Annotated in this window: 16 protein-coding genes; 4 read left to right on the top strand and 12 right to left on the bottom strand. The window is 60.2% G+C overall.

Annotated elements, in window-relative coordinates; all coding sequences use genetic code 11:
• Positions 1-321 (top strand): hypothetical protein (locus ACN0TK_RS04220; protein ID WP_417308203.1); only part of this gene is annotated, 321 nt, incomplete at its 5' end.
• 2 nt (positions 322-323) lie between these two features.
• Here ACN0TK_RS04220 and ACN0TK_RS04215 read toward each other — a convergent pair.
• The 7 genes from ACN0TK_RS04215 to ACN0TK_RS04185 all read right to left on the bottom strand — a co-directional run bounded on the left by ACN0TK_RS04215 (position 324) and on the right by ACN0TK_RS04185 (position 3849).
• Entirely contained in the window at positions 324-548 is a 225-nt protein-coding gene (locus tag ACN0TK_RS04215) for a hypothetical protein (protein WP_417308202.1), read from the bottom strand.
• Positions 549-631: 83 nt separating this feature from the next.
• Positions 632-1063, bottom strand: coding sequence for an SH3 domain-containing protein (locus ACN0TK_RS04210; protein WP_417308201.1), 432 nt, complete (start codon positions 1061-1063; stop codon positions 632-634).
• 155 nt (positions 1064-1218) lie between these two features.
• A complete protein-coding gene (locus tag ACN0TK_RS04205; protein WP_417308200.1) occupies positions 1219-1584 on the bottom strand; it encodes a hypothetical protein in 366 nt (121 codons plus the stop codon).
• 158 nt (positions 1585-1742) lie between these two features.
• A complete protein-coding gene (locus ACN0TK_RS04200) occupies positions 1743-2090 on the bottom strand; it encodes an SH3 domain-containing protein (RefSeq protein WP_417308199.1) in 348 nt (115 codons plus the stop codon).
• A gap of 89 nt (positions 2091-2179) precedes the next feature.
• Entirely contained in the window at positions 2180-2686 is a 507-nt protein-coding gene (locus tag ACN0TK_RS04195; RefSeq protein WP_417308198.1) for a pyridoxamine 5'-phosphate oxidase family protein, read from the bottom strand.
• A 71-nt stretch (positions 2687-2757) separates the two neighbouring features.
• Positions 2758-3354, bottom strand: coding sequence for a DUF2062 domain-containing protein (locus ACN0TK_RS04190; RefSeq protein ID WP_417308197.1), 597 nt, complete (start codon positions 3352-3354; stop codon positions 2758-2760).
• Between the two features lie 297 nt (positions 3355-3651).
• On the bottom strand, positions 3652-3849 hold the full coding sequence (locus tag ACN0TK_RS04185; RefSeq protein WP_417308196.1) for a hypothetical protein: 198 nt from the start codon (positions 3847-3849) through the stop codon (positions 3652-3654).
• Between the two features lie 108 nt (positions 3850-3957).
• On the opposite strand from ACN0TK_RS04185, the gene ACN0TK_RS04180 reads away from it, so the two are divergent.
• On the top strand, positions 3958-4827 hold the full coding sequence (locus tag ACN0TK_RS04180) for a LysR family transcriptional regulator (RefSeq protein WP_417308195.1): 870 nt from the start codon (positions 3958-3960) through the stop codon (positions 4825-4827).
• Positions 4828-4865: 38 nt separating this feature from the next.
• Here ACN0TK_RS04180 and ACN0TK_RS04175 read toward each other — a convergent pair whose 3' ends face one another.
• From ACN0TK_RS04175 to uvrB, 5 genes are all read right to left on the bottom strand, one after another.
• The gene (locus ACN0TK_RS04175) at positions 4866-5027 is read right to left on the bottom strand and encodes a Thivi_2564 family membrane protein (RefSeq protein ID WP_417308194.1); all 162 of its coding nucleotides are present in this window, start codon (positions 5025-5027) and stop codon (positions 4866-4868) included.
• A 1414-nt stretch (positions 5028-6441) separates the two neighbouring features.
• Positions 6442-6771 (bottom strand): hypothetical protein, encoded by a 330-nt coding sequence (locus tag ACN0TK_RS04170; protein WP_417308193.1) that lies wholly within the window; start codon positions 6769-6771, stop codon positions 6442-6444.
• Positions 6772-7013: 242 nt separating this feature from the next.
• Positions 7014-8615, bottom strand: coding sequence for an SIR2 family protein (locus tag ACN0TK_RS04165; protein WP_417308192.1), 1602 nt, complete (start codon positions 8613-8615; stop codon positions 7014-7016).
• An 89-nt stretch (positions 8616-8704) separates the two neighbouring features.
• Complete coding sequence (locus ACN0TK_RS04160) at positions 8705-9589, bottom strand: hypothetical protein (RefSeq protein ID WP_417308191.1); 885 nt, start codon at positions 9587-9589, stop codon at positions 8705-8707.
• A gap of 731 nt (positions 9590-10320) precedes the next feature.
• A complete protein-coding gene (uvrB, locus tag ACN0TK_RS04155; protein ID WP_417308190.1) occupies positions 10321-12942 on the bottom strand; it encodes an excinuclease ABC subunit UvrB in 2622 nt (873 codons plus the stop codon).
• A gap of 840 nt (positions 12943-13782) precedes the next feature.
• On the opposite strand from uvrB, the gene ACN0TK_RS04150 reads away from it, so the two are divergent.
• A complete protein-coding gene (locus tag ACN0TK_RS04150) occupies positions 13783-15867 on the top strand; it encodes an alpha/beta hydrolase (RefSeq protein ID WP_417308189.1) in 2085 nt (694 codons plus the stop codon).
• A 552-nt stretch (positions 15868-16419) separates the two neighbouring features.
• The gene (locus ACN0TK_RS04145) at positions 16420-16926 is read left to right on the top strand and encodes a type ISP restriction/modification enzyme (protein WP_417308188.1); all 507 of its coding nucleotides are present in this window, start codon (positions 16420-16422) and stop codon (positions 16924-16926) included.
• The last annotated feature ends 36 nt before the right edge of the window (positions 16927-16962 follow it).

The raw sequence follows: 16962 nt of genomic DNA, 5'->3' as shown, positions 1-16962 counted from the left end.
TATATGCAGACGATCCGTCGAGAAGGCACAAATGCTGACCTGGTCGCGATGAGCGATCTGGAACTGCGGGACCTGCTAATGTCGAGCGCCCGCAACCTCAAGGTTCAGTCAGACCGCAAATGGCTGCTGCTGATGGCCGGCGGCATGGCGTGTTTTTTCGCTGCCATCATGGTGGCGACCGCCGAGGGGACACGTGGTTTCGGACTGGCCCTGCTTGCCGGGGCAGTGGTGCTCTACGGGATCAATGAGTTCGCTGGTCGGAGAATCCGCGAGCCGCTGATTGCGCGGGGGATCGATACAGAGCGGTTGCGGGTCGAGTAGCGCTAGAAGCGGAAGATCCGGCCGACAACGAAGACGACGCAGCCGACGCCGATCAGCACGAGTGGCACAATCACCAGAATGGACAGCAGGGTGGGGTCGATATGGCCGCTGCCGGAGCTACCCTGCCACTCGCTGAGCCCGAACCGCTCAAGAAAAATCGCGCCCAGGCCAAACGTCACGAGCGTGCCTGCAATCTTGGTCGATCTGGCGTTGGGTCTGGGCTTCATTACGTAGGATCCGAATGGCGTGCGCAGCCTAGATACGCACGCCATTCATGCTGGGCAAGAGTGCCGGGGCTAGTCTGGCATCGTTACTCGAAACACAGACGCGCGTTGTTGGAGCCGAAGCAGACCGATGGATCGCTATAGCGATAGCCGGTAAAGGGCAGTCGCGGTCCGCGGTAGCGGTTGTAGCGCGGATAGTCACGGTCGTAGCGATCATATCGATCGTACCGGTCGTAGTGATCGTAACGATCTGCGACGGGGCCCCGGCTCAGGTAGGACGCGGAAGCCCAGCCGTCGGGGCCGGCCTTGTTCACGAAGCACCAGCTGCCACGGCAATATTCGATATTGACCGGCTCACCCGGGCGCAGGGTGTCAACGACCCGATATCCCGTGCCGGGACCGGAGCGTACGTTCAGCGAGGTGGTGGAATAGGCGGGTGCTGCGCTGGCGGCGACTGTACCAATGCACAGGGCGGTCACGGCGCCGGCGAGCGGGGCAAGTTTTCGCATGATAGACATTTGACGCTCCTTCGTGTGCGTTAATCCATTTGTCGGTTCTCACTAGAGAGAACGCTATTGGTCCCGGAAAGCTGCATGAGCCCAACTGAACGGTGAATGAACGACAAACGCCCCCGGTCAAACCGGAGGCGTTCTTGCGCTGTATCTGTTTTAGATCAGTAGCTGCTGCCGATGCAGAAGCTAGCCTTTTCGCCGTTGATGCAGAACGAGCCACCAGGGGCGTCGCTGCCCCAACCGGGGAAGACGGGGTCGGAGGCGATCGGCGTCGGGCTGACCTTGTGCTTCCTGACCCAGCCATTGGGGCCGGGGATATTCAGCTTGTACCATTTGCCGTGGGCCGCAACGACCTTGACCTTCTGGCCTTCTTCGACAGTGTTCACGGGTGCGCCCGAATTGTTGTGGTGCGGGTTGACGTAGCTGTCCTTCTTCATCCAGCCCCAGCTGGCGGCCATGGACGCCGATCCGGTAACTGCGACAACTGCGGTGGCGAGAACGATCGTCTTAAGAGTGCGAGCAAACATTTGAGTGGTTCCTTCCTGTGTTGAGTGGCATCGCTGCCTTGACACTGAAGGTATGCCCGCCTGGCTGAACCGCAGCTGAAACCGCCGTTTAGGAAAGCAATTTTAGGTATTTCGCCGAAAGCACCGGGCGCCGGGCATTCGCCGTCAGTTTTAGCGCCCTATTTGCTGAATGGAATCGGATTGAGGAAGTGGCGCATGAAATCTGTATCGCGTGTGACTTCGAGTTTTGCAGCTGAGCCGACGAGATAGCTTCCCCGCACCCAGCCGGTCTCGCGTCCCGCGGAATCGAGGATCAAACACCAGCGCTGGCGATAGGTGCAGTCTTTGAGGCGCACCGGCTGATCGGCTGGCAGGACGCCGATGACGCCGTAGCGCGTGCCGGGGGCATCGTAGATCCTAAGATTGGTCGAGGCGCGGACGGTGTTCTGGCTGGCGGCCACGACGGGCGATGCGAGGGCAGTCGCGATTAGCACGGCGGTCAAGGCGATGGCAGAGCGTTTGCGCATTGGAGGCTCCATCGATTGATGAGCCGGGCATCCTGCCCCGGAAGTGCGACGGCATAAGGGCGGAGTGCCTGGGCACCCCGCCATATGAATCAGAGCACAGCGGTGCCGTTGTCGCCAAAGTCGGCCTCGCCACCAGTGATGGCTGCCGTCAGCATGGTCGCAAAGGCGACGAGGCGACCGGGTGAATCCCACAGCTCGCCGCGTTCTGGCGTGACAGTGATCACCCGGATGTCCGGATCGTTTGCGTCGTCCCACCAGGCCTTGTCGAAATCGCTCCACAGTTCGGCGATCTTGGCGCGGTCATTGGACACTTCGGCCTTGCCGGCGATCGAGACAAAATCCATGCCCTTGAGGTCGGCGTAGGACAGGTTCACTTCCGGGTAGGACTCGATCTGGCTGTTCTTGTCGCCGCCGGCGGAGACGAGAAAGTAGATCGCATGCTGGTCGCGGAAGACGCGCGAGGACAGCGGGCGACTCTGCAGATGTTCACCATCCCAGGTCGAGAACATGCAGAAATCGAGATCGTCAGCGAGTTCCCAGATTCTGTCTGCGATCTCGGCAGGGGTCTTGTCGGTGTGCTGCTCGTCGTGGGCCATGAAATTGCTCCTTGTTAAGACAGGACAACGAGCAGGGAGGCGGGCGGTTGCCCGGCGTCATGGTGAAGTGATCATTCGGCGATGGCAGTTGGACCGGGTTTGTTGGCGGCTTCTGCTGCGGCACGGGCGGCGCGGCGGGCAGCACGGCGGGCGCGGTTGCGGATCACGAAGGTGCGCACTGCGAAATAGAGGCCCAACCAAGTGATGATGCTGAGCGGTACGGCACCGATGATCATTGAGCGGATGACCGGCCACAGTTCGGTGGCGCCCTCGGTGAACAGGCGGCTCATGATGTCGGTCATCTGCTGGCCGGCAAGCGCCGCCTCGGCCTGGCGGTTGTCGCCGGGCAGGATGAAATTGCCGATCTGATAGGTCGCGGCAAAGAAGATCGGAAAGGTGATTGGATTGCCCAGTGCCGTCCCAATGGCGGCGGCAAGCATGTTACCGCGGGTGATAAAGGCCAGCACGAAGCCAAGAATAAAGTGGAAGCCGATGAAGGGGAAGACCGATACGGCGGCGCCCGAGGCAACCCCGGCCGCGATGGCGTGGGGGGTTGCGGCGAGGCGCTGGGTGCGGCGTGTCAGATAGACCGCATAGCGCCGGTATCCCATGCGCGGCCAGACGGTTTCGCGGACGTTTTTCAGAAATTTGGATGTGAACGGTAGCATGCGGTTGTGTGCTGGCTGGCTTGGCTCTGGGCGACAATGACAGGACAATCGTGAATGGCAGATGACCGCCTGTCGAGAGGCAAGAGTTGCGGAACGCTGTCCGGTCGGCTGACCGGGTAGCCCGAAGGTGTCGTTCAGTGTGACGTGCGTGCCGGTCGGGTCCTTGGGGTGTGCATGCCGGGTTGCACAAATGCGCTGATTGCCACCGCACAGCCGCAATAGGCCTGCCGGAGGGATCCGGCAAGCCGTGACGCGTGCGACGCGTTCGGTCTTGGTGCAGCAGTGCGTGCCGCAGGCCTATAGCTGCTTGTTGCGGTCCAGCAGGCCGAGGTCATCGAGCAACCAGTCCTCGGCGTCGCGGAGCTCTTCCGGCAGCGCGTTCGACTTCGGGGGCTTTGGCGCAGGGAGAGGCGCGGGTCTAATGGTGGTGCGCAGGTGTTGCCAGAGGTGCTGCAGGCTGGACGGGGTGGCACTGGAAAGGGCGAAGCTGCGCATGGGTGGCTCCTGTTGGATTGGATGCCACAGGGTCGCAAGAGACGAAATATCAAACAAACGAATGTTTTTGGCTTAACGTATCGGGTTTGACGATGTATCAAACCGGACATGATCGCACTTGACCCGGACTACCTGCGCAGTTTCCTCGCTATCTCGGATACCGGCAGCTATGGCGCTGCGGCTGAGCGGGTGAACAAGACCCAATCGACCGTTTCGGCGCAGATGAAGCGGTTGGAAGAGCTGCTGGCGGTGGCGCTGTTCGAAAAGTCGGGGCGGCGCAACCTGCTGACGCCGGAAGGGCTGCGGTTGCGCGAGTATGCGCGCTCGATCGTGTGGCTGAACGAGGAGACGGTGAACGCCTTCCGGCCAGCGGCACCGGCGGGGACGATCAAGGTCGGCATGTGCGACGACTATGCCCAGGCCTTTCTGATGCCGGTGCTGGCCCGGTTCACCCAGCGCTTTCCGCAGGTCGAGATCGAGGTGCTGACGGCGGATACGCGCTCCCTGCGCGACCGGCCGGATCTCGACAGTTTTGACGTGCTGATCGTTTCGGCGAACTCGGGCATGGACGGGCTGGAGGTGCTGCGGCGTGACCGGTTGCACTGGATTGGGCCCGAGGACTCGCGGGTGCATCTGGAGGCGCGGGTGCCGCTGGCGCTGTGGTCGGAGGGTTGCAGCTGGCGTGGGATGGGGCTGACGGCGCTGGCGCGGGAGGGGCGGGACTACCGGATCGTCCACACCACGTCGAACGCACCGCTGCTGCGCGCCTTCGTGCGCGAGGGGCTGGCGGTGACGATCGGGCCGAAATGGTATCTGGCGGAGGGGCTGACGATCCTCAAGGATATGGATCGGGTGTGCCCGCTGGGCGAGGACGGTCTGGCGATCAAGGTCATGGCGACCGAAATGAGCGAACCGCTCGAGTGCTTTGTGGACAATGTCCGCGCCGCCCTGCGGGGCGACGGGCAGTTCCTGGGCTGAGGGGCAGGGACGCCGGGGCGCCCCTGCCGGTGCGTAAACTAGAAGACGCCGAGGAAGGGGAGCAGCGCCAGGACGCCGATGATGATCACGACGATCTGGATGATCTGCTTGATGCGGGCTTCGACGGGCAGGCGCTGCACCAGATAAAGCACAAGCACGACCACCAGGAAGGTGATGAGGATACTGACGAGGACGCTCATAGCGGGGGACTCCGTGACGCTGCGGAAATGCAGTTGCGAACCCAACGCGCCTGTGGCGAAAAGGTGGCAGGCGCCGCGCGCCACGCACACAAAAAACTTCGTCCGGCACCCGCGCGACCGAAAGGGCCCGGCGGACTGAGCCCGTCGGGGTGGACCAGGTCAGGCGGCGCCGGCGAGGCCTTGCCCCACGCGGTTGGTCCGCAAGAAACGAGGCCAGGCCTCGCCGGCACGACCGGGATTTTCGGCCTATGGCGCATAAGGCGGGGTGCATCCCCTGCCGCATCGCGAGGCTGCTGGGGAGCGCGGCAACCGGGATTACCCCGTCGTTGCCGGGCCCGCCCGGCCGCTCTTGGGGAGCGGCGTGCAACCCTTGGGAGGCGCCCCAGGCATCCTCCCCCGCGTCGATAGCGGCTTGACCGGCGAACCGGCCCGTCCCGACACGCTTTCAACCCGGACAGGGACGACTCCCCGCCCACCCGATCCCTCCACCGCGACCGTTCGTATCGATCCGCCCGTTGCGGCGAGGCGGGAGAAGTCTACCGCGGGTTTTTGGGGCGGGGATAAGTCGGGGGTGGTGCGCGCGAAGGCGCGGGCGGCGCGGGGGTTCAGATGCAAATAGGACTGATTTGCAATGCGAGGAGCAGCGAGGATGAGAGTGCGAGGGGCAGCGTGGGGAAGAGGCAGTGTGGGTGAGAAAGCGGGGGCGGGTGATGGGGCGATAGGTGCGGGGGGGAATAGTGGGGTGCGAGGGGTGCGAGGGGTGGGGGAGAGAGGAGCGCGAGCGGGCGAGGGGTGAGGGGCGTGGGTGAGGCAGAGTGGGTGCGTGAGGGGGGAAGCGAGAGGCGCGAAGGGTGAGGCAGGTGCGGGAGAGAGTAGGGCGAAGGGCGCACTGATCGGGGCTGGTGGGAGCGGAGAAGCGGGACGCGCGTGTCGCCTCCACCCTCAAACCCGCCCCACGCGGGGGAGGGAGGCGGAGATGGCAGGCTTTGCGGCTGGCGGCGGAAGGGGTGTTTCTAGGGCGGGCGTCGGCGTTTTTCCACGGTGTCCTCCCGGCCCACGAGCCGGTATCCAGCTTGAGATGCAGCAGCGCAATCCGGGCGGGGGAGAGACCTCAGGATGGGCCCCGGCCTGCGGGCCATGCGCCATTCGCGTGTAGCGCTCATGGCCTTCTCGGGGCGATTGCTCCACTGGAGCAATCGCTGTTCCCTCGAAGTCACCTAATATCGCTCCACTGGAGCGATATTGCCCTGTGGGCCGGATCGAAGGGTGACATCGCGGGTGGGGCGGGGCCCGGTATGTGCCGGAGAAGCCGGACGGGCGCGTCGCCCCCCACCCTCATTCCCTCCCCACGAGGGGGAGGGAGGTGAAGACGGCCGGCGTCGGGGTGGTGGTCGGCTCAAGCGTGCGCGGCGGGCTAGAGCGGGCGGCGGCGCTTGATGGCGGCGATGCGGTCGGTATCGGCGGGGCCGAGCCAGCGGCCGCGCTCGAGGAGCTCGAATGTGTATTCGTCGTAAGTCAGTCCGAGCGCCGCGGCGCGGCGGGCGCGCATCAGGACGACCTCGCGCGGCGCGTCGAGGGCTTTTTTCTTGGCGGCCGTCCAGGCGAAGTAGTGGCCGATGCCATTGGCGCCCCAGGGCCGCGGATCGTCATCGAGCGGCGGGCCGCCATTGTGACCGGCGGGCAGGGCGGGTTCCGGCGGCGCGGCGGGCAGGGTGTCGTCAGGGGCGAGGGGATCGTGGCGCATGCGCCGGATGCTGCGCCGGGACAGGGGCGGGTGTCCAACAAATTGGTTTTATGCGTGGGATTGGGGTGGGTGATGGGGTAGGGCCAGTGTGTCGCAGCGATGCTGATGGAATGACACGACGACAGGCTCCAGCGTCCCCAACCAGAGAAAGCAACTCCGCACGAACTATTAGCCTCAGCGCTTCGAGAGTGTCAGTCGGGTATGACTAGTAGCGGCGGTGCTGAGGTAGGGACGAGACTGCCTTATGTCGTAGCACTATCGTCCGCCGCCTCCAAAGGTCTCTTATGCCGAGCATCGTTCAGCTCAGAAATTCGTAGCGGAGCATACTCAGAGTAAAGTATTTCGTACAATGCTCGCTTAGCTAAGATGCCGGAATCGCAGCTGTCGGTATTGTAGACGATCGCATCAGGGTAGGTCTTCTTTAGTTGTTCAGTCTGTATCTTCAAGCTCTCGCCGTCGTACGACACGCCCCCCTTACTTGTTGGCAGTCGACCTCTACGAAGTTGCCGTTCAACTAACTCATCCGGGCTCGCCACGACTAACATCACGGCTCCATCGGACAGTTTCTCGTCGTTTTCTACTTGTTCCTTGATCTCGCCGGCCTTCTTTCTGTTCTCTTTCTCGTCGATGGAGAAGGCAAACAGGTCTAGGGGGGCGCGATCCATGACATGGATGCCTGGATCACCACGTACGAAGTGCTTATTTTTTACCTTTAGTTGACGATACACCCATCGATCCACGTCCAGACGTTGCTCCGGCTCAAGCCTCTTGTGGTCCATATAGAGCTCTGCCGGAGTCCGTTCGGGCCACTCTTCAAGAGTCTCGAAGCAGCGGAGATTCTCAAGAAGAGTGCTCTTGCCTGACGCGACTGGACCGGCAATGTAGTATTTATAGCTGAGAACAGCAGCTGGACCAGCGTGCCGCCTTATCTCTGATTTGAAATTCTCATCCAATAGATCTTGATTTCCGTCCTCTTGAACGCCTGTCTGCACAAGATCCAAAAACTCTTTTATTTGTTCTGATGTTAAGAATATAGTAACTAGATTAAACAGTTCAAAATTAGCGTGAGAGATGTCGTGCATCTGCATTTCGGTTAGCGAATCTTCGGTCTGAATCCAATGAATTATGTAATGGATGCTGCCGGGTGATTGAGTCGCGTTTGTAGCTAGGATGCTTTTTAACGAATGATCTGTTAGGCTTACGCCGGTCAATAGGAATGTGTTATTTGTAAAATTATGTAGAACAGTTCTGTTTATTGTTCCCCCGCCATATAAAACCTGAAGAAATGAGTCCTCGGTGAATATGAGCTTCTCACTGGCCTTCTTGTTCTTATTCTGAGGAAGTAGGCCGTTAATGTGATATATGTAGGGAAAGTTCACTTTTTCGATCGCTGGGAGAGACCACATGGTTTTTGGTGGTTGCCCATATTGAGCAGTTACATCTGTCGCTACCTGATCCAAAATGTCGTCAAAATTAAAGGTAATTGTACTTTCACACCTAAGGCAGAATCTGGCTAGCGTCTCGATGTACGGGTGTTTTTTCCTAACCTCTGCCACCTCTTCTGGAATGTTGGCGTATATTGTGTCGCGAATGGCCTGAAACCATGCGACCTCCGCGGTAAGCCGGACGTATCGTTCGGGGACATCGTTTCTGGCGCGAACATAATCGTCGACGAAACGGCTATGAATAAAGCTAGTAACTGTGGTGTCGGCGATGCCCGCAGAACGGTGCCGATTGAACGTGTCCGAGAAGCCTGGGACCTTGCCCGCTAAATCGGTCACTAAGCCAGCCCAAAGCGGAGCCCCTGCGTCTATTGTGACCCCGGCGCCGGTCAAAAGAGACACTCGCCGTTGAAGGAGCCTCTGTCGGAGATGGCAGATCCAACGCGTTATTTGCGGTTGGCGTTTGATAGCTAAGCTGAGCTTCGAAGGCATCATATCCCCGAGAGACGGGGGGTTGTGAGATACTGCCGAACCCTACAAAACGCTCGAGTGTCGTATCTCCCCCCTACATGTTGAATATTCCATAGCCCACTATTGCGAATAGCTTCAACGGGAGAGTGTTGTCCAAGCCAATGCTTAGTGGGAATTTCTATCGGAATCCCGTCAGCAGCGAGATAGTTTATGAACGAATGTTCTAGGATAGCGCGCTGGCTCTTGGGGGAGGAGGGATCCCGGATCTCAAGAAAGGTGAAAGAGAGTCTCCCGATCTCGCGTGAGACTAACTGCTCCAAGTCATTCTCAGCCCTTTTAATAGTAGGGTCTGCAGACATGCCTATTCCCCAGTGCGGATAAGCATCGGCCAGCCCGTCGCGTGCAATTAACGCGTTACCGACGTGAAGACGGAATATCGAGGCGCGGTGATTGCCGCTACCATCTCGTTGGCCGAAATGAGCGCGAAGTCTGGTTCGAAGAATGGACTTGGAACCAAGGGCAACGCCATGGGTGCCAATCCTAACTATCCTTGAAAGCGAATCCGAGTATTTGCTCGGTTCGCTTGGGTCAAAGATCACATATAATCCCTGAGCAGGAAGTGCAGAAACGTTGGCAAAATCGGCAAACGTGATGAGCCCATTGCGCGCCACAGCTTCGGCAAGCATTCCATACATATCGGCTGCCAACTGTCTGCGCTGAGAGAGGTTTGCGGTCAGTCGACCAAGCGCTGAGAGGGTCGCAGCGTCTGCCCGATGTTCCGAAAGTGCTGCATCCTCAAGCCCAACGTACCAAGGCTCAGTTCTCAGAGATTTATGACGCACCTTCATGATGAACCGAGCAGCTCGTGGAGAACTGGTGGTGGGCTTTCTTATCGAGGTGCCCATTTGTATCGACTCCAAGACGTGTAGAGTACACTAGTTCTTCAGTGGTCTGAGCGCGAATCTGCGTGAGGATCTTCGCAGAAGATAGGCTCGTTGAGCTTGTCGTATCAGAGGAGTTCGGACAATAGACGAGTCCCTCTGGTCCTTCCAGCGCGCCCTTTCTATGTGCTGCGATCACTCTTTCCTTGGCTAGCAAAACCCTCTCCATTGGAGCGACACGGCCAGCATCAGGGTTTCCAATTTGCTCCCGGTTCTAGCTCGGGGATGACGACTGCGCGGTGGGATGACTGCTTTTGGGGCGGACCTTGGGCGGGTCGCCCCCGTGGTTCGACGAGCTCACAATGAAAGCTCGGCGGGGCGCGGTATGAATCCCTGGGACAGGGCCCGGGGATGGGACCGGTAGGGGGCGCCCCCTCCACCAAGCCTTGCCTGGTCGCCGCCCCCGCTTCGCAGGGGAGGATCACGGAGGGGCCGGTGGGTGGCGCTCTTGCTGCGTCGTTCGACAGGCTCACGATGAGGGGCGCACCATGGGGGCGCTGTGGCCTCAGTCCGCCGGGTTGGCTTCCAGCACGTCGAGTTCCATGTCCTTGAGCCGCTTGATCTCGTCGCGCAGGCGGGCGGCCGCCATTCGAGCATAGCTCTCATGGCCTTCTCACCTAAAATCGCTCCACTGGAGCGATTTTGCCTACGGCCGGTTCGAAGTCTCGAACTCTACTTCGTGAGTTCGAACGCGCTCAGTCTGCCGGCGCTTCAAGGACATCCAATTCCATCTCGCGCAGTCGTTTGATCTCATCCCTCACGCGGGCGGCGCGTTCGAACTCGAGGTTGGTCGCGGCTTCGCGCATTTCGCGTTCGAGATCCTTGATCACCGCAGCGAGGTTGGCGCCGGCCTGGACCTTTTCCTTGCCGGTCTTGTCCTTGCCGATCGAGACCGTGACGTGGTCCTGCTCGTAGACGCTTTCGACGATGTTCTGGATGTTGGACTTCACCGATTGCGGGGTGATGCCGTTGGCCTCGTTATAGGCGACCTGCTTTTCGCGGCGGCGGCTGGTTTCGGCCATGGCGCGGTCCATGGAGCCGGTGACCTTGTCGGCATAGAGGATGACCTTGCCGTCGACGTTGCGCGCGGCGCGGCCGATGGTCTGGATCAGCGAGGTTTCGGAGCGGAGGAACCCTTCCTTGTCGGCATCGAGAATGGCGACGAAGCCGCATTCGGGGATGTCGAGGCCCTCGCGCAGCAGGTTGATGCCGACCAGCACGTCGAAGCCGCCGAGGCGGAGATCGCGGATGATCTCGATGCGCTCGATGGTGTCGATATCCGAATGCATGTAGCGCACGCGGATGCCCTGTTCGTGCAGATATTCGGTGAGATCCTCGGCCATGCGCTTGGTGAGCACGGTGACGAGGGTGCGATAGCCGGCCGCGGTGACCTTGCGGATTTCGTCGACGACGTCATCGACCTGGTTCTTGGCCGGGCGGATTTCGACCGGGGGGTCGATGAGGCCGGTGGGGCGGATGACCTGTTCGGCGAAGACGCCGCCGGACTGCTCCATTTCCCAGGCGCCGGGGGTGGCCGAGACATAGACGGTCTGCGGGCGCATGGCGTTCCACTCCTCGAAGCGGAGGGGGCGGTTGTCCATGGCCGAGGGCAGGCGGAAGCCGTATTCCGCCAGCGTGGCTTTGCGGCGGAGGTCGCCGCGATACATGGCGCCGAGCTGGCCGACGGTGACGTGGCTCTCGTCGATGAAGACCAGCGCCTCGTTGGGCAGGTATTCGAAGAGGGTCGGGGGCGGCTCGCCGGGCTTGCGGCCGGAGAAGTAGCGCGAATAGTTCTCGATGCCGGCGCAGGAGCCGGTGGCTTCCATCATTTCGAGATCGAACAGGGTGCGCTGTTCGAGGCGCTGGGCCTCGAGGAAGCGGCCGGCGCCGTTGAGTTCCTGCAGGCGCGCCGCGAGCTCCTGGCGGATCAGCTTGATGGCGCCCGAGAGGGTGGCGCGGGGCGTGACGTAGTGGGAGTTGGCGAAGATGCGGACCGAGAGCAGGTCGGAAGCTTTCTTGCCGGTCAGCGGGTCGAATTCGGCGATGGATTCGATCTCGTTGCCCCACAGCGAGATGCGCCAGGCGGCATCCTCATAGTGGGCGGGGAAGAGTTCGATGGTGTCGCCGCGGACGCGGAAGGTGCCGCGGGTGAAGCTCGCCTCGCCGCGCTTATATTGCAGCTGGGCGAGGGCGCGGAGCAGCTCGCGCTGGTCGACCTTCTGGCCCTTTCTCAGGTCGAAGGTCATGGCCGTGTAGTCCTCGACCGAGCCGATGCCGTAGATGCAGCTCACCGAGGCGACGATGACGACGTCGTCGCGTTCGAGCAGGGCGCGCGTCGCCGAGTGGCGCATGCGGTCGATCTGCTCGTTGATGGTCGATTCCTTCTCGATATAGGTGTCGGTGCGCGGGACGTAGGCCTCGGGCTGGTAGTAATCGTAGTAGGAGACGAAATACTCGACTGCGTTGTCTGGGAAAAAGCTCTTCATCTCGCCATAGAGCTGGGCGGCGAGGGTCTTGTTGGGGGCGAGGACCAGGGCCGGGCGCTGGGTGCGCATGATGGTCTGCGCCATGGTGTAGGTCTTGCCCGAGCCGGTGACGCCGAGCAGCACCTGGTCGGTCTCGCCATTGCCGACGCCCTCGACCAGCTCGCCGATGGCCGTCGGCTGATCGCCCTTGGGCTCGTAGGGGGTGACGAGGCGGAAGGGGATGCCGCCCTCGGATTTCTGACGCGGGGCCGGGCGATGCGGCTTCCATTCGGTATTGCCCTCGACCTCCTTGCGCCCGTGCAGGATGATGTCCTCGAGCGCCTTCACGGTGGCGGAAATGCCCACGGTCTGCGCACCGGCGAGGCTCTGGCCGGGCATGTTGGCCTTCTTTTTCGCCGATTTGACCGTGTCGTCGAGCTGACGCAGGGTGGCGGGGTCGACGGCGGAATGGCCCGAAGCAACGTGGCCGAAGCCGGCTTGGCCGCCCTCTTCGAAACCGGGCAGGTTGGTCGGGCGATCGACCGAGTTGGCCTTGGATTTCGGCGCCTTGAGCGACATGCCGGTGGCGGTCGAGCGGGTGGCCTTTTTCTCTTTTTTGGGCTTCTCGAGCGGTTGCGCCTTCAGCGGCTGGATGCCGGTGCCATTGGCCTCGGCGGCGCGGCGGGCGGCGTTGTCGAGGGCGCGCTTGTTGCGCAGCCGTTCCTGGGGCAGGGGCTTTGACAGCTCTTCCGCCTCGGCCTTTTCGATCTCGCCGATGAAGTCGTCGATGGAAAACTCACTGGCCGCGCGGTCGGCTTTTGCGGTTTTGCTGGCGGGCTTTTTCGGCGGCATAGCGATCTCTCGGACGGAAACGGCAGACGCACCGCCACAAGGCGGCAGCACTCAGCATAGATAGGCACTGTGTCAGAAAGTGTCAGTGGGGTGACGGTTCCGCAGGTTTAACATGGGAAGAACGGAATGGGAACGGGGGTGGTGGGCGCTCGAAGCAAAGCTATCGGCACGGCGGAAGGCGCAAGACCCGCCGCAGCCCCGGATATTCGGATCTGAGGGCCATAGCCGCTAGCTGGGGCATGCGCGGCGCCGCAGCGCGGGCTGGAACCGGGTGATGCGCCCGGCCTATTTGCGGTGGTGGATACACGCGCTACCTGCCGCTCGATCAGTCTCTCCGGCAGCGACTGCTACCGAACCTATTGCCGCTTGTGGCGATCAATCCAGTATATGTTTGGTTATCCCAAAGCGTCTACTGTTCGTAGGCAGATCTGTGGCAGCTACGCGCCCTTTCCAGCCATTCTCGGGCATTGGAAGAAACCGAAATTGCTGTTATTATGCTCAATTCATTCCACTGAAATCTGCAAGATCAGAAGCTGTCAGTGATATTTGTGACGTAATACTGTAATCGTCTGTTAGCAGATTAGTTGCATAGAGTTCATGCTGCGGCAACGGGTGGGGGAGTTGGTCAGGAGCTGCCATCACGCCAACCATAATCACTGTGGTACCGCTGCGGCTTCCCTCCCTGCGTCGTACAGCTAGGCACCAGGGCAGCTCGGCTAGTGTTCGTGTCAGCTGCTGCGCCAATCGACCCGGTGATTTCGGAAGATTGTCGAGGGCCTAGTTGTGACTCAGGTCGAGCAGTGTCTCACGAATTTCTTGGTAGTCCTCAAAGAGGTGAAAATGAAGCGCGTTCTTTTTATGTTAGCCTCGTTTGGATTGCTTGTCGTCCAAGCGATCGCCCAGAGCCCGTCGGTGCCGCTCTTGCCTGGCGTGGAGTCAGAACCTTCTCTCAATATGCCCCCAGGGTTTGTGATCAATCAAACCCAACCAGACCTAGAATCGTTTCGTTTGCAGTTGAACGGTCCGGCGACGAACTATATCTACGTCCAGCCGGGATATCAGACTGAGCGTGCTTTCGACTTTGGCGGCTATGTTGAGAATCCCAGCACATCCATTCCGACGCTCGAACAAGCGATCGACTACAACGAAATTCTTCAAGGCCAGAACAGTAACGTCTATAAGCCGCCACTGAGCTATGATCTGGACGTTGAGTCAATTCTGCGCAAGAACACTCCCGACGTTTACACTGGTATCGTTGACGCTGAGAATTTCAGTACCGAGCAGCTGGAAGAGCTTCTGGCAAGACAGAATTCAGTCGAGTCCTACTACGAGCTGAAGTCTGAAATATCGCCGCTTCTCAAGGCGAACACTGATTGGGCAGCGGTGATACAAACGGAAGCTCTGGAAAGCGTCCGCGAGTTCATTTTCGATCCCAATTCTATTGAGTGGCGTGACAACGTACAAAACATTGCTAGGGCCCACGACGCGGGGAACCCGTTGGCCACGGCGATCTATGGCGAAGCACTGCTAGCCGGCCGAGGTACTGAACAAGATCAAACTCGCGGCTTGACCCTTTTGGAGAACGCCGCCGAGCAAGGGGTGCTTCGGGCGCTGACCGACCTCGGTGAGTTCGGCTTGGACAATCCGTCGCTTATGAGTCGCGCCGACTCGCTGAAAATGCTTCAGCAAGCTCTATCCAAAGGAGATGGGAACGCAGCCTTCGCACTTGCCGACGTAGCTTATGAGTCAGGGGACTTCTATAGAGGCGTCGATCTTGACGCGACGGTCATCGGTTATGGAACAGGACTGAGGCCACACCTGGCTCGCCATCGCTTGCTTGCGACTTGCGCAAGACAAAATGTAGCTTGCATTCCGATGACGGTGGCCGTTGCAAGCAGCAGAGCCACTTCCGATGATCTGTCCGATCCGTGGAAGGATTCACATAGCGACGACTACGTCGCCAACTTTTCCTTCGTCACCACCATGGTTCCGTTTCTTTCGAATGACCTCCTTCTGGATGCAGTTCCGGAAGAAGGCTTCTTCGGGAAGTTCTTTGGTACCCGCCGTCCCGATCAGTTTAGGGAGTCCACGTTCTTCCTAGATAAGTTTATCGACGAGGAGACGTTCTTGGACGGGTTGAAGAGACAGCAGTCGTTGATCGATGACCAACGCTTCCTGCTTTACATCCACGGCTTCAACAATTCCGTGGAGGACGCCCTCATTACCATGGCGAGGATGAAGCAAAGAGGTGGTCTACCCGGCATTCCAGTGATCTACAGTTGGGCAGCGGGAAAAGACCTTCTCCGGGTCAATTGGGGGAATCTGTCGCGACCACTATACAGCGGCTATAGCCGTGATGTTCAAATGGCCAGCAACTCCTGCCTTGCCTTCCGCGAATTCTTGCTCAGATTTGCTAAAGAGGTAGGCGCGGACAATGTTGTTCTGGTTGCTCACAGTCACGGCGCCAAGCTGCTGCACAGCGCGCTTACCGACTGTGAGTTCCAGGAAGCGACGCCTGTTCCTTTCCCAGGTCAGTTCGACAGTGTCATCTACGCTGCTCCCGACATCGACTTAGAACAGTTTCAGCAATCTTTCGCACAGGTTGAGGCTAAGGCTGAGCGCATCGCCATCTACATGTCCGCCAATGATTTTGCTATCGACGCTAGTACGAATTTTATTCGAGGAGGCCTGCCGCGACTCGGGGGTGGGTCTCAGACAGTATTCGGCTCGATGATTCAGGGTATCGACGCCACCAAGATCACAGGCAATGAAGAAAGCGGACATAGCTACGTCTTCCTGCATCCAAAGGCGCTCAATGATATGCGGTTATTTTTAGCGGGAGAGAGTCCGCCGCGTGACTGCCTAGCGTCCATGGGCACGGGCAAAGGGTGGGAACTGACAACGACTTGCTCTGGAACTCGCTGAATGTCCTGACGATGCTGTAATAAAGGGGCCTACTTACGCTCCGCGTTCGCTCGCAGCGCCAGGAAGCAGTTTCCCAGCAGATGACCGACTTGTCTCTACGCTTTCACTGCTAGAGTTCGATCATACGAAGAGGTGTCGTTCGCTTTCGCGGCCATTGCGATGGCTCTTCTCTAATGTCCGCTGATGGCCTTCTCGCGGCGATTGCTCCACTGGAGCAATCGCTGTTCCCTCGAAGTCACCTAAAATCGCTCCGCCGGAGCGATTTTGCCTCCGGCCGGCTCGAAGCCCCTCCCCCGCAGGCGGGGGAGGATCCGCCAACTGCGGGTATGGCGCGCCTCGAGAGTGCGCAGGGTCGGGAGCAGCCAGCACGGACCGACCTTCTCCCCTTGCGGGAGAAGGTGCCCGAAGGGCGGATGAGGGGTTTGCTTCCCCATCGCTGACCCCTGATCCGGCTCGGCGCTGCGCGCCGATCCACCTTCTCCCGCAAGGGCAGAAGGGAAGAAGCGGCGGCGCCAGCTGACGAAGGACGACATCTTTCACTACGTCTATGCGGTGCTGCATGACCCGGTCTATCGCGAGAAATATGCGCTGAATCTGAAGCGCAAGTTCCCCCGCATCCCGTTCTACCCCGACTTCTGGAAATGGGTGGGCTGGGGCGAAGCCCTGATGGCCCTGCATATCGGCTACGAAAGCGTCGCGCCGTGGCCGCTGGAGCGGATCGACACCCCGGACGAGAAGGCGCGGGATGCTGGCGTCGCGACCAGGGCCATGCTCAAGGCCGACAAGGACAACGGCAACATCCGGCTCGATACTGAGACACAGCTGACGGGCGTGCCGCCCGAAGTCTGGACCTACAGGCTGGGCAATCGCTCGGGCGTCGAATGGGTGCTGGATCAGTACAAGGAGAAGACGCCCAGGGACCCGACGAGCCGCGAGAAGTTCAACACCTATCGCTTCGCCGACTACAAGGAAAAGGTGATCGATCTGATCGGCCGGGTGACGCGGGTGAGCGTGGAAACTGTGGCGATGACCGAGGCGATGAAGGTTGCAAAGCGATAGCCAAGCTGGTCGCCCTAGCCGCTCTAGGAGCGAGAT

The sequence above is a fragment of the Devosia sp. genome (assembly GCF_048261455.1).
In the GTDB taxonomy this organism is placed as follows: Bacteria; Pseudomonadota; Alphaproteobacteria; order Rhizobiales; family Devosiaceae; genus Devosia_A.
Note: the sequence above shows the minus strand (reverse complement) of the source record. Positions and strands in the feature narration are given on the sequence as shown.